General features: G+C 54.5%; 11 protein-coding genes. 9 read left to right on the top strand and 2 right to left on the bottom strand.

Annotated elements, in window-relative coordinates; all coding sequences use genetic code 11:
* Positions 1-65 precede the first annotated feature (65 nt).
* Together HNQ64_RS15855 and HNQ64_RS15850 are read left to right on the top strand one after the other, a co-directional pair.
* A complete protein-coding gene (locus tag HNQ64_RS15855) occupies positions 66-3,554 on the top strand; it encodes a DUF4394 domain-containing protein (RefSeq protein ID WP_184210360.1) in 3,489 nt (1,162 codons plus the stop codon).
* A gap of 176 nt (positions 3,555-3,730) precedes the next feature.
* Positions 3,731-4,447: a hypothetical protein gene (locus tag HNQ64_RS15850; protein WP_184210358.1), complete on the top strand. Its 717-nt coding sequence runs from the start codon at positions 3,731-3,733 to the stop codon at positions 4,445-4,447.
* Here HNQ64_RS15850 and HNQ64_RS15845 read toward each other — a convergent pair whose 3' ends face one another.
* A complete protein-coding gene (locus tag HNQ64_RS15845; protein ID WP_184210356.1) occupies positions 4,448-5,518 on the bottom strand; it encodes a L,D-transpeptidase family protein in 1,071 nt (356 codons plus the stop codon).
* Between the two features lie 47 nt (positions 5,519-5,565).
* Positions 5,566-6,483, bottom strand: a complete 918-nt coding sequence (locus HNQ64_RS15840; protein ID WP_184210354.1) for a class I SAM-dependent methyltransferase — start codon at positions 6,481-6,483, stop codon at positions 5,566-5,568.
* A gap of 437 nt (positions 6,484-6,920) precedes the next feature.
* Here HNQ64_RS15840 and HNQ64_RS15835 point away from each other — a divergent pair, with 437 nt between their 5' ends.
* The 7 genes from HNQ64_RS15835 to HNQ64_RS15805 form a co-directional block, all read left to right on the top strand.
* Entirely contained in the window at positions 6,921-7,688 is a 768-nt protein-coding gene (locus HNQ64_RS15835; RefSeq protein ID WP_184210352.1) for a hypothetical protein, read from the top strand.
* Positions 7,689-8,225: 537 nt separating this feature from the next.
* On the top strand, positions 8,226-8,804 hold the full coding sequence (locus HNQ64_RS15830; RefSeq protein ID WP_343075903.1) for a putative polyvalent protein kinase domain-containing protein: 579 nt from the start codon (positions 8,226-8,228) through the stop codon (positions 8,802-8,804).
* A gap of 169 nt (positions 8,805-8,973) precedes the next feature.
* Positions 8,974-11,754, top strand: coding sequence for a hypothetical protein (locus HNQ64_RS15825; RefSeq protein WP_184210348.1), 2,781 nt, complete (start codon positions 8,974-8,976; stop codon positions 11,752-11,754).
* A gap of 9 nt (positions 11,755-11,763) precedes the next feature.
* Positions 11,764-12,408 (top strand): hypothetical protein, encoded by a 645-nt coding sequence (locus HNQ64_RS15820; RefSeq protein ID WP_184210346.1) that lies wholly within the window; start codon positions 11,764-11,766, stop codon positions 12,406-12,408.
* 49 nt (positions 12,409-12,457) lie between these two features.
* Positions 12,458-13,033 carry a hypothetical protein gene (locus HNQ64_RS15815; protein ID WP_184210344.1) on the top strand — a complete coding sequence of 192 codons (576 nt, stop codon included), beginning with the start codon at positions 12,458-12,460 and terminating at the stop codon, positions 13,031-13,033.
* Positions 13,034-13,085: 52 nt separating this feature from the next.
* Positions 13,086-13,694 (top strand): hypothetical protein, encoded by a 609-nt coding sequence (locus tag HNQ64_RS15810; RefSeq protein WP_184210342.1) that lies wholly within the window; start codon positions 13,086-13,088, stop codon positions 13,692-13,694.
* A gap of 291 nt (positions 13,695-13,985) precedes the next feature.
* Positions 13,986-14,167, top strand: a 182-nt coding sequence (locus HNQ64_RS15805; protein WP_184210340.1) for a hypothetical protein, incomplete at its 3' end; no start/stop codon positions are given.

Below are 14,167 nucleotides of genomic sequence, written 5' to 3'. Positions count from 1 at the left end.
AGAATCGCCAGATCAGGATTCCTCGCTGAATCCAGAAGGTGATTTTTAATCTCACACTGCCTACCATGAAAACACTCAACGCTCATTCCCATGCGCAACCCTTGCGGACCCGCGCAGCCCCGGCACGACCAAGCCAACAGACGGCGCTTCATCGAGGCCCCGCATCCTCGGCAAAAACTTGGCTTTGTAGCATCGCTTGTTTATTGGCTCTTCCATGGGCAAATGCAGCAGATTTGACCACGCCAGTGTATCTTTTAAATGAAGACAACACACTCGCCACAGCCACCTTGGGCACAGTTTCTTCTCCTGCCAGTTCCATTGCAATCACTGGGGTGCAGGCAGGAGACACCCTAGTAACCATGGATGTGCGTCCACAAAATCAGGCTCTCTACGCTTTGGGTGTGAATGCCACGGCCGAAACCCTGAGCCTTTACCATGTCTCTCCAACCAGTGGCCTTGCCGTCCTTTTAGGAACCTCTTCCTCTATCGCAGATAGCACAGGTCTAACCATTGATCTACCAACTACAGGGTGGGATATTGACTTCAATCCGGCTGTGGACCGACTGCGCGTCATAAATTCGTCGGGGTTGAATTTCCGCATGAATCCGAACAACGGTGCCGTCGTAGATGCGAACGCGGGCGTGGCTGGAAACCAGATTGATTCAAACATCAATGGAGCTACCACCACCGTATCGGCCACAGCCTATACCAATAGCCAGCCTAACAATGGGAACATCACCACCCAATACACTCTGGATGCCGCGACGGATTCTATCTACATCCAGAATCCCCCCAACAACGGCACTCAGACCAACGCTATTCCTGTAAGCATTAGCGGAATGCCGCTGGCTATCTTGGAGGTCGCTGGGTTCGATATCGAGCCAGGTGTCAATGCTCTAGCCAGTAACAGCGTTCCGATGAATGGCCTTGCTTACGCAATCCTGCGCACCTCAGGATCTTCGGGACTTTATGAAATCAATCTCAACACCGGTGCAGCCACTTTTCTAGGCAGTAGTGCCGTTCGTAGCTTTGCTCTACGCACACGCTTAGGCGCTGCGGTTGCGCTGGACGCTACTGGCACCAACTTGGTCCGCTTCTCACCATTCACACCTGGGACCACCACAACAGTCGCAGTCACCGGCATCATGAATGGAGAAACTCTTATCGGCACAGATTTGCGACCTGCTACAGGCCAACTCATGAGCCTCGGCGTCAATGCTGATACAAACACAGCCACTCTCTACCTGATTGACCCACAAACAGGTGCAGCCACCATCGTCGGCACGACTGCCGGAACGATCGCTTATCAAGATGCTGCTGGCACCCCCACTGATCTCCCGTCTCCCCTTACAACGGGTTACGGTTTTGATTTCAATCCTACCGTGGATCGCATCCGCGTGGTCACCAGCACCGGACTTAATTTCCGAGTCAATCCTCTGACTGGCACCGCCGTGGATGGAAGCACCATCGATGCAGGCACCAATCCCGACGGAGGAATCAATGGAGGTGCCAACGGCGTTTCTCACACGGCTTACACCAATAGCTTTGGTGGCACGACCCTGACGACTCAGTACGTCCTGGATGATGTCAACAATCTGCTCTTTATCCAAAATCCTCCCAATGCTGGTACCCTCACCGCAGGCACCCCCATCACCTTAGGAGGCGATATTCTCGATCTATCTAAGACCGGTGGTTTTGACATCCCTAACTTTGTGACCGTCAGCGCTTCCAATTCACCTGCAGTGGGTCAAGGCTGGCTTGTCTCCGATGTCGGCGGAATTTCATCCTTGTACCAAATCAATCTCGCAAATGGGACGACTACTCAGATCGGGGTAACCTCAACGCCCTTGTCTTCTCTATCCATCCTCTCAGTGCCTGTAGCTCCTACGCTCATTTCGCCGACTGTCGCCAATGTCGAGGCATTTACCGCTACTCTCGGCGGTTCACTCACAGACCATGGTGGCGCGCCTATCCTTGATCGTGGCATTGTCATTTCCCTGACCTCATCGAATGCGAGTCCTCTTATCGGCGGCACTGGCGTGACCCAAGTCACTACCATGAGCACGGCCAATACCTTCACCGTTCCCGTAGAAGGTCTAACTGGAAATTCAGCCTACAGCTTTAAGGCCTATGCCACCACCATCGCTGGTACTAGTTATTCACCAGTGGCTACTTTCACCACAGGTTTCGTTGAGATCCCAGAATTTGCCGACGCCAGTGTCGGCGCATCCGTCGATCTTAGCTTCGACAAAGTGCCTGGCACCACCTTGACAGTTGCAGGACTACCTCAGGGTCTCAAGTTCAATCCAGCCACCGGCACTATCACGGGCCGCGCCACAACAGCAGGTGTATATATCATCTCCATCACCGCCAAACTCGCAGGCGGCAACACGCAGGTCTTTGAAGAAATTCTAGTGATTCAAGCCCTTCCCAAAACAGCCGTCGGCACCTTCATTGGGACAGTTTCAGCAGAGCCAACCGTGAACGCAAATGCAGGGGGCCGTTTTGACCTAACCACGACGACCACGGGCGCTTACACCTTAAAGATCACGCAGCTCACCAAGACTCTGATGTTTAAAGGCTTCCTCAATACCACTCCTGGTACAGACCCCACCCTCTCTGCCACTGCGACCGACGGCACAGAAATTCTACTCACCCTCACCTCAGGTAATGAAGTCGGGGGCACTTTCACCACCACAGCAGGTTTCACTGGACTCAGTGGCTGGCGCAAAACCTTCGACAAAGTCATCAACCCAGCTCAGGATGAAATGGGTTATTACTCAGTCGCACTGGATCTCCAGCCAGGCTCCGTCGGAAATGTCACCATTCCCCAAGGCTCCGGTTATGCCGCAGTCACCATTGCTCTGGATGGCACCACCACCGTCAATGGCCGCACAGCTGATGGTAACACCATTCTTTCCTCAGGCTTTGTCGGCCCGAATGGTGAAGTGCTCATCTTCCAGTCACTCTACAATAAGTTAGGCTCCATCCAGGGAAACCTCGGCCTTACCCTCGGTGCCTCTGGCAACTACGCTGAAAACGTTCTCGATGGCACTGTAGCTTGGGTCAAACCAGCCACGGTGACACGGACGTATGCCAACGCCTTCGGCCCAATTACCTTGGACGTGTACGGCAAGTATCTGGCCCGCGCCGCAGCAGGAAGCGTGGTTCTTGGATTGCCGTCAAGCAGCGATCCAGCCTCGCTCGTCTTCACTCAGGGCGGAATTGCTCTCGCCTCTATCAATCCTAATATCACGGATGGCGTTTCCCTACAGCGCCCATCCTTGAAACTCACCTTGCCAACACCAGGCAGCAGCGAAAACCCAGGGCGAACAACCCTGATGCTGAAAGCCGCCAACGGCACCCTTACAGGCAGCTTCACTTTGAAAGATGGCACGCTTCAGCGTAAAGCCACTTTCCAGGGCATGATTGTTCGCGGAGCAGACAATAGTCTCCTGGCCAGCGGTTACTTCCTACTGCCTCAGATCCCTGTGGGCAATGAGACCGCCGCCAAGGCCCCGATCTTATCAGGTCGTTTTGATCTCGTCCCGTAATTTGGATGGGGTAAGCAGTCGCTTTTTATAGCCGATCAGAGCGCTTCTTTGACCACATGAAACCATGATTTCATGTGCAATCAAAGAAGCGCTTTCTTTTACAGTGCTATCGATCACAAATTCCTCTTTCGTGATAGAGGTTCGGGACCCCTTCGTTAACGGGAAAGAGTTTTCCAATGAAAATCTTTACCACCAGCTTCGGCCTCTCAGTTCTGCTTGTACTCAGTCTTCAGGCAGAGGACAGACCATCGGCAGTGGATCTCGATCTACCTCAGCCGTTGGATGCCAGTTTTGCCGAGACCTTATGGGCAGACTCTCCATTCACCCGCTCAGTGAACTTGCAGGAAACTCTCCAACTCAAAGGCATGGCTTACATATCAGGCCGCCCAGTCGCCACCATTTATAACGCGGCTACCAAGCAGAGTTACCTCGTTACCGATGAGCCTAATGAATTTGGTTGGAAGCTTACCTCCAGCACAGCCGGGGTAGACCTCAACAACTCCCAAGTTGAACTGAAAGTAGGCTCTGAATCCCTTGTGATGCATTACCAAGGCCAACAGGCACCCCAGACGGATGGCAGAAGCGACCTCCCTAAAAGCCAATTCGCAGACAAAGAGAAAGGCAAAAAATCCACTCAAAAAATCGCCACATCCTCTTTGTTAGGCGAACAAGGTCGCGAACTGTTCACCTCGCTCTCTCCAGAAGCTCGAGGCAAGTTCAAAGACCAGCTCAAAGCTCAGTTCGACAAAAAACCAGATATGACACCCGAGCAAAGTTCGGCTTACGCACAGAAAATTTTTGCCAGAATTAAAGAAACGGATCGTCCCACCTCCGCAGGCAATTCAAAGCCGCCCAAAACGCCTAAGCCAAACCGCAAAAAACAAGGAGCGTAACTACTGGATGGAAACGGCTACGCCTGCCCGCAAACGGGTGGCCAAACGGACGATGTCCCAGTTTGCCAATCGCACACACCCATGGCTGGCACTGCGGCCGATCGCATCAGGATCATTCGTCCCATGCAAGCCGATTCCGCCCTTATTGAGTGCGATCCAAACCACACCCACCGGATTGTTAGGCCCGGGCGACAACAAGTAAGTCTCATCTCCCCGCTCACCCGTTTTCAAAAACGACTCATCGTAACGGAAATCAGGCAATCTCGCGATGCCTCGCACCTTCCATTCACCTAAAGGAGATTGCGTCTGTTCAGAACCGATAGTGACCGGATACGCAGCCACCAACTTCCCCCCTTCGAACAAACGCAGCATGTTATCTGACTTGTCCACTTTCACAGCGATCTCCTCCTGACTCTTTACAGTCTCATCAGGTAGAGCGCTACCCGCCTTACTTTCTTTCTTCGGCTCCTTATCTTGAGCGTTCTTGCTCAGATCCAGCAAGGGCAGGTCTTTGATCATATGCACATCAAAAGGTTCCACGTTCGGCACACGGATTTTATGCCCGGCCTTCACACCTTCCATTTTGCCGGGATTAAGCTGTTTGAGGAAATCCAGGTCACAGTGAAATTTTTCAGCCAATGCTTCGGCAAGGCTCGCATAAGGCAGCCATTTCAGCTTAGCCATCGCTTTCACCGTTTGAGGGAGTTCACCCACAGTTTTCTGGTCCGCGTCAGTCACTTCGTAATCAATGAAGGCCGGCCCCACGCTCGCTAAATCCAGATCCTTGGGATCTGGCAGAGGTGGCTTATTTTCATTCGGCGCACCGTTGACTGCATCCACCTCTTGGCCATGAGCTTGACGATAAAGCTTCAGTGCCTTTTCCGTGAAGCCCCCGTAGTGCCCATCGATCTTCCCTGGACCATAGTTTGCACGATCCAAAAAAACTTGAAGACGAGTCGCCATTTCCACCTCCGCAGTAACGGAGCTCGGAGCTGCATCCAATGCGGCAGAAGCTAAATGCGGACCGAAGAAGCAGACCGCTAAAATGAAAAGATGGGATGATGGTTTCATCCACACGATTCGCAGCAGTGAACGAAGGTGGCTGTGTTCTAGCCCCTTTATCGCACCATCATCCACAAGGTACTCGAACCATGACCGCTCGGAAAATCCACTTGCGGCGCGAGTCGTAGATAGTCCACAGCACGTCGCTTGATCTTCGCACACTGCCGAGAACGGCGCTCTAGCACCACGGTGTCCAGCTTCGTGCAGTTGGTAGAAAGAAGGATCGCACATTTTGGCATAGCAAGTTCCAGCGCCGCATTGACCAAGTCTTCAAAATGCTGCTCTACCTGCCATAACCGCCCCTTATCATTGCGCGAAAAGGTGGGTGGATCTAAGATGATAGCATCGAAGCGCTCGCCTTTGCGCTCCAGTCTAGGCATCAGCTCTTGAGCGTCATCTGCGATAAAACGATGTTTAGCTTCAGAAATGCCATTCAGCGCCAAATTCTGCCTACCACGATCCAAAGATTTTTTGGAAAGATCCACACTCAACGTTTCAGCACCTACCAACCCAGCCACCACCGTAAAACTACACGTGTAGGCAAAGGTATTCAGCATCCGCTTAGGCTTCAGCAGACGGAGCTGCGTCCGGTTAATCCTTTGGTCCAGAAATAGGCCATGGCTGTAACCCGCTGCAAAATCAAGACCGTAGCGCACACCATTTTCAGTGACCACCGTGGTCAGCGGCAATGTCATATCCCCCGTACGCAGAATGGGTGAGATGCGCTCATCATTCTTCAGCGGCAAAAAACGCGTAAAAACACGAGATGGAAACCAGCCTGACTCTTGCGCCCACTTTTCTAGACCAGAGATCAATTCCGCCAAAGCCACATCGTTTTTGTGAGAAATCATCACATCGTCTCCAAGACGCTCCACCCAGCCATCGGGACCCGAAGCCAGTCGGTGGGCCGTGGTGCCAGCCGTCTCAAAAACACCCCGTTCTGCCGGTGCAATCCAGGTAGCAGGTTTTATCAAAGGGCGGCGAGAAAAGGAGGCATTCACAAGAACAATCTGTCGCAGAATTCTCAGAGGATCAAACGCCCACACAAGTAGAAGCATCGAAAGACAAAACGAAGAGATTTCGCTTTGCCAAAAGCTCCCACCTCCCCAACCATTTAATTTCTCATAGGTTCAGACCACACTTCACACAATCAATTCCCTCGTCCATGCGGAGTCAGAAACAAACCAATAAATCGCCTCGTCCCTTTAAAAGCGGAAACTCAGCACGCAGTTGGGGCAATCAAAAAGACGGATTCATACCCGGCCAAAAGCCAACTCCCAAACTTAAGAAAAAAGAAGCACTTGTCCCACCATCCCCCGAACCACCGCCAGACCAAGAAAACTCAGGTGAGATAGCTGCGAGCTAATAACCAGGGTCGACCTCACCGTAGGTATCAGCGACTTATAGCTTTATGAAAATACGTAATCTTTTCCAGGCCCTATCGTGCTTGCTGCTTTTGCCTTTCGGCATCAATGCTCAAGAGGATACAGCTCATCACCGGGCTGTTTACCAGCAGATCAAGCAACAAGAAAAAACGCTCCTCAAAACCACCGCAACCTATAAAGATACTCCTCTGGTCTTTGCATTGACAGGCTGGATCAAAGAAGGACAAATCAAAAAAATCGTCGCTAGATCCAGCGAAGACGGTGCTGGCGTAGAAGAATATTACCTGGAAGATGAAAAACCCCTTTTCGTTTACAGCACTTACTTCAGAAACCATCTCAGCAAATCACCACAAAAAATCGAGAACCGACTCTATTTCAGAGATGGTCATATCTTCAAATGGCTAACCAACGATTCAACAACCGGCATTCTCCACGGTGAAGACTACGCCGCCGAAACAGAACGCCTCACCAAAAACTGCACAGCTTTTATCAAAGCGCTTAAGGCCACCAACAAAAAACAAGCCGGCAAAACTCAAGTCACTGAAGGCATCTTTCTCGGCATCGAACAGGGCGATTACTCACATTGGCAACTGCGCACTTCGACGGGCAAAGAGCTTTCACTTTTCGTTTTACAACCAGATTCGTCCCTTGATAAAGCCTTAGAAAACTCACAGGCATTCAAGGGGAGAAAATGCAAAGTCACTTGGAAACAGTCCATCGAAGACATCCCCGAAGCCGGAGGCAAGATTGAGGTCGAGCAGATTCTCAGCGTCGAGTGGTTAAGCCCAAAGTAAGAACAGCCGCATAAAATTAGCATTTAAAGCTCACCGCTATGAAGGCCTACTTTACAGATTTGAGCTATACATTTTGGAAAGCACTCAATACGTCTGTTGCTCACACCGCTAAAATAAAAAACCACGGAATAGTTTCATGAGCAATGCCTGTAAACACTTGCCAACAGGCGAAGATAGCGCATGCAAATGAGTACTCTGAAAGCGAGCCAATATATTTATCGCACTTGACCGCTCGCATTTTCACTAAAAATCACTCATGGGTCTTCAGCGTAACTTTCGTCTGGATAGAAGCGTCGTTTTAACATCGCCATCGCCTTGAGCCGAGCGTCATACGCTGACGGCTTTATTCGTTTTTAAAAGCACCAGAAGTGCGACTCAAGAATCTTGGAATGCGAAAGCCGTCCAAGCAGATCCTTCTTCCAAAAGAATCAAATTTTGTTAGGTTAGTATTTATCGTCAATAGGATTAAGCATTGAGGACCCGTATCATCACCAAATCGTCAAATAAGACTGGCGACACCCCATTAAAATCTTCATTTTGCACCCAGTAGAGGGAAGTTCTGAAGGTAACGTTAACCAATCCTGCAGACTTCGCGCAGAAAATGACGCAGGAAGAAATGCACGCGCAGATGCGGGCGAACGGATACGTGCCGAGTCCGAATCCTTGGTATCGTGGGCCCGAGACGGAGGATGGCTCGTCCACGGAGAGCGATTCCAAGAGTTAAGGAAGAACCTCAAGAGCTTGGAAGGCGGAGCCGAACATGACGTGCATACTCACCCTTTAACAGGTCGTGTCATCAAGACCACGAAAGCACCTAATTTGGGTGATCGAGGCAACTTGGTGGACTACCTCCACAACATCGCTTGGTCTAACGAATTGTTTCAAGATGACATTTTCTTTGAGCGCATGATCGAAGACCTAGACGGCCCCTCTGTGATCATCTCGCAGCCATTCATCCAAGGGACCTCCCCGACAGAGCCGCAGATCATCGCTTGGATGGAGGCGCAGGGATACATCAAGGATGGCTATAACAAGTGGCGTCATCCGGATACTGGCCCAGTCATTGCTTATACTCATCCAGGCAACTTCATTCTAGATGCCGAGGGCAATGCCTGAATTTAAACAGAATCCCTTTCAGGGCCTCCTTACTTTTGAGCCTCGGTGACTCGCCGCCATCGCCCAGGGCCAGGCCGATGAAGTCACCACGCGGGAAACTCTCATTGAGCTGGTCGCGCGAGATAGCCAACAGCAGATCCTCCAGAGCCGCCTCACGGACCCGGAGCAGATGCGCCGCTTTCAGGCCGTCTTAGCGCAAAGAGTGGAGTCTCCCGAGCAGCCCATCCTGCCTGAGTTCCTCCCCCTCATGAAGGAGCTGGACGCCGTGCTGGAGGCCCCCGCCTTCCAGGCCACCCGCCCGGCCTCCACCTACGGCAGCGTCAAGGAGGGCGAGACCACCCTGGCCTACTACGGCACCCGACTCAATGCCGAGGGCCAACTGGACCTCCTCATCCAGCTCTCCGATGATCGTCAATACCTGCGCAGCCTCCCGCCCGTCACCCCCGAAGACGTGCAGGCCAAAATCACCGAGCTGGAAAACACCATCCGCCATAGCCAGGCCCAGGCCGAAAGCGCCCGCGCCCGCCTCAGCGGACCTAGCCTGGCCGCCATGGGCCCCGGTGCCATGGGAGCCGCCAATGGAGCCCTGGCTGAGATTGAACACGCCGAACAAAAAGTGCAACAAGCCAAGGCCGAGCAGCAGAAGCTGGCCGCCCAGGGCCCACGCTACCTGCTGGACCAGCGCGTGCGGGAAGAGCTGAAAAAACCCGAGTGGGAAGGCCTCGTGGGCACTTACAACGCTGGGGAAGAGATCCTCAAAGGCCTCGCCCGTGCAGGCCTCCATGCCAATGCCCTGGTCACCCGCCTCTTTGGCGAAGAAAACGGGCTCAATCAAGCGGGCGGTCACCTCAGCGAGAGCCTGGGCATCCCTCACGCCCCCGTCACCCTCCAGCGCCTGAATGCGGCGGAGCAGGCGCTGGATACCGCCCTGCCTGGCAGCACCCGCCGCCGTCTAGAGGGCGGCACCTGGAACCAGGCCGTCCTTGGCCTTCAGCAGGGGGCAGGCTACATGGCCCCCGGCCTCCTCGGCGGCTGGGGCGTCTCCCTGGCCGCCCGTGGCACCACCCTCGCCGCACGCGTCGCTGCCGGGCGCATCGGCGTGGCCGGTGGCAGCAGCTTCATCACCGCTGCGGGCGGCTCCTATGTTCAGACAGAGGGACTCATCCAGCAGGCCCTGGCAGATAACAACCCAGCCCGCGCCCAGCAACTGGCAAAGTACCGCGATGCCCACGCCCTGCTCACCGGCCTCACGGAGTTGGCGATCGAGCGCTTCAGCCCGCTGCACAAGATGACGCCTAACGGCATGCATGGCATCGCCAAAAACGCCGTGGACATGGGCAAAGAAGTGGCTGAAAACCCGCTGACGAGCCTGCTCCAGCAAAACGTGCTGGATCGCGGCCTGCTGGGCACCCCCGGTTACGATTGGAACAACCTACCCGCCGAGCTGCTCACCAGCCTGATGACCGCAGGCCTGCTGAAAAGCGGCCAAAAAGGCATCGAACGCCTCGCTGGCGGCTCTGCCGCGCCTGTCAGCACTCAGGCCCCGCTAGAGACTCCGCCGATAGAGGAGGCACCCGCTACCCAGGCAGGCGCGGCCAATTTGACGGACACACTCAGCCAGGAGGCAAACACCCGCAGCCTCATGTCCAGTCAAGACACCAGCGCCCCTGGTTCTGCTTTGCCCGCAGGGGTACCTTCGCCCCAGCGGCAGCAGATTGACAGCGTGGTCACCCGTCTGCAACAGCAGGCCCCCGGCCTCGTCCATGATCGCACCCTCATCTTCAGCAATGAAGCCGAGGCCCTGGCCTCCGACTACGCTCAGCAGCACCCGTTCACCGACAAAGCCCGCGCTGAGATGCAGGGGAAAGAGGGCTTCTTCGACATCACCACCGGCAGCACCGTCATCCTGGCAAACAACGTCCGCCGCCGGGCCTGGGAGACTGAAAGTCAGGCCCTCACCCGCACTATCATCCGCCACCGCATCGGCTACGATGGGCTCAGCATTCTCTTTGGGAATAACAAAGGGGATGTCAAAAAAACGGATCCTCACACCCCAGGGTATCAGCGCTGGGTTGAGTTCAGCGCGCAGATCCCCCGGACCGAGCTGGATGCCATCGCCCGTGACAAAGCCTACCGCCACCTGGATGGAGACCCGGAGGCGCTGAAGCTCGCCTGGTTCGCCCGCGAGGTGGAAAACACCCCCTCACCGGAAGCGATGCGCCCGCTGGCCCGGCAGATGTGGGACTTCCTCAGCGACCTAGTGGGCAAGCTTTTTGTCAAAGCTGGGCTGCGCGATGCCCGCACGCCGGGCTTCAATGACGACCTGAAAGACTACATCTTCCTGGCCCGGGACGCCGCCCTCAAAAACGGTGGCCAGACACCCCAGAGCATCGCCACCTCCAGCACCAGTGGCCGCACAGGCCGCCCGCTCCTGTCCACCACGCTGAGGAGTGACGGCATGCCTGCCGACACCGCCTCCCGCATCACCAGCCTCTGGAAACCCCACCGGCCGGACCCTGCTGATTACCTCCCTGAAAAGCGGACCCAGGAGCATCTGGAGTTGTTCAAGGGTGGTGTGTCCAAGATCATGAAAGCCTTGGATTACGAGACACACTCCCCCTTGCGCGATGATGGCACCACCTTTGTCATGCCAACGTGGCAGCTTGAGGCCATTCTGGATTATGCCAAGGGTGACCGAGTCAAGCTGGAAACGGCCCTGGGTATGGAACCAGGTGAGTATAAAGGGGCCGCCCTCGTTCGAGTGGACTTTACCGGACCTGAGACCTATAAACTGGTGGTGCCTTCTGGGAACGAAGATGGAGCCAATACATGGTGGATTCCTGGTGGTCTGCTGCCCAAAGTACCGGATCGCGAGCCCATCCCTGAGGCAACTTTAGATCTTCGAGGACGAACGGATAAACCCTGGACAAAGACTCCCTTAAACCTATGACTTCCAGTCATGATGTATCGCCTGCTGCAGACTTTTCGTGAAGAGAACTTCTGTCTGGATCGTGAGCTGGATTCCGGAATGATCTGTCTTTGCATTCCCGTCTTTGACGGGGTGAGGCAATATGGCGAGCGATATGAACTCACCCTTGAAGAATACGAGCGCTCACGTCTGGAGCCAGCCTGGCTGGTATCCCTTGCTGAAAAGTGCCGCCGTAGAGAAAACGACGACCGTCTTGTCGAGCTGCCGCCGCTGGTGCGCGGTGAACCCTATTCCATCAACGATTGGAGATTTGGGGAGGGCTTGATCCTCAATCGTCATGAACGCAACGGTGATGAAGTGAGAACGCTGCAGGTGTTTAAGCGAGAGATGTTTAGCCTGGATTGTAACCTGGATTCTCGAATCTTTTTTCTCAGGATCTGCACCAGTATTGGTCCCATGGACGCGATGGGGAGTGATGAGTATGAAGTGACGCCTGAAGAGTATGAGGCGGTGGCAAGAGATAGAGAAGCGCTGATCTACCTGGCGGCTAAGTGCCAGACGGGCAACAATGACGCCCGCCTGATGGGAGAAATGCGCGTCCGCCGTCACTCCGCCTGCCATGTCGGCAAGTGGCCGTCAGGGGGCTGGATTGGTGATGGGCAAACTCTTTGTTAGGCTGACGTGAGAGCTAGACAAAGACACCGTTGAGCTTATAACGGGAGAGATGCAGGATTACACCCCCATTGAGCTTTTTGAAGAGGAACGCTATGGCCTGGAGCAGCACACGGCCTCGGGGCGTTATTGCCTGAGCATCGTCGTTTGCACGCCGTGGGTGGAGTATCTGGAGCACTATGAACTGACTCCTGAAGAGTTTGAAAAGGTGTCTGCAGATGTAGCCGCGCGGTTAGAGCTGGTGGCGAAGTGCCGGGCGCGGGAGAATGACAGCCGGCTCATGGAGCCGCCGCCAGCAGACCGGGGGACACCCTGCACTGGGGATCGCGGTGGGTGCTTGTTCTACGTCGATCCCAACCAGCCGTTTAGAACGCTGCAGAACTTTCGGGCGGAATGGTTTACTCTACAGCAAGAGGTGAAGACCGGGAAATACTGCCTGAGTATTCCAGTGAACATCACTCCCCATTTTCAAAGCTCAGAGGAATACGAGCTCACGCCCGAGGAATACCGTCATCTCAGCCAAGACAAGACGGCCCTGCTCGCCCTCAAGAAAAAATGCTGCGACCGCCAGAACGACGCCCGTTTCATGGGCCCGATCCCAAGCAAGCGGGGCACCTCATACCAATGAGTCACTCTGCCGTCCCTGGACAAAGACTCCCTTGAGCCTATGATTTATAGGTATGCGATACCGTTTGCTCCAAAGCTTAGAAGATGAAAAAATGTGCCTGGACCAGGATCTGGATACTAACCAGTTTCTTTTGAGCATCCCTATCTTTGATGGCAACCGGCAGTATCTGGAATCCTATAAACTCACGCCAGAAGAGTACTGGCTTGCGTCTCAAGACGCCGCTGCGCGACAGGCGTTAACGGCCAAGTGTCGGGCACGGGAGAATGATGACCGAATGAGCCAACCGCTGCCACCCGTGCGAGGGGAGCCCTGTCCCCCTGGAAAATGGCGAGGTTCAAGCTTGATTCAGATGAGTCTGGACAATGGACGGGAATTCAGAGTTTACGAAGTTTTCCAGAAAGAGCAGTTCGCTTTTGGTTATGATCAGAAGTCACAAAAGTACATCCTGCAAATTCGCGTAGATCTGCCCACGGTCATGAGTGATGTGACCAGTGATGAAAGCTACGAAGTTACGGAAGAAGAAGTGGGCCAAGTCCTGGACGATCCTGAGGCGTTGATCTACCTGGCTGCTAAGTGCCAGACGCACAACAACGACGCAAATCTACTGGGAGACATGCGCGTGCCCCGGGGTTCCCCCTGCCATGTCGGCAAGTGGCCGTGAGGGGGCTGGATTGGTGAGGAACAAACCCTTTGTTAGGCTAGAGTGAGGGCTGGACAAAGACACCGTTGAGCTTTTTGAAGAGGAACGTGATGACCTGGAGCAGCACACGGCCTCGGGGCGTTATTGCCAGAGCATCGCCGTCTGCATGCAGTGGGTGGAGTACCGGGAACACTAGGAATTGACCCCTGGAGCATTTGAAAAGGTGTCTGTAGATGTGACTGCCCGGCCGGAGCTGGTGGCGAAGTGCCACCGGAAAGGAAACGACGACCGTCTTTTCGTGCCGCCGCCGCTTTGCCGATAGGCAGCGCCCGCACCCCGCAGGAAAAAGTCCTCTACCAGCGCCTCGCCGCCATCGCCCAGGGTCAGGCCGATGAAGTCACCACGCGGGAAACCCTCATCGAGCTGGCCGTGCGAGACACCCTGCAGCGGGACCGCAGCGGCCAGCCCACCGGCCACGCCGCAGGCAGCCTCAC

It is taken from the genome of Prosthecobacter dejongeii (genome assembly GCF_014203045.1).
Classification (GTDB): Bacteria; Verrucomicrobiota; Verrucomicrobiia; order Verrucomicrobiales; family Verrucomicrobiaceae; genus Prosthecobacter; species Prosthecobacter dejongeii.
Note: the sequence above shows the minus strand (reverse complement) of the source record. Positions and strands in the feature narration are given on the sequence as shown.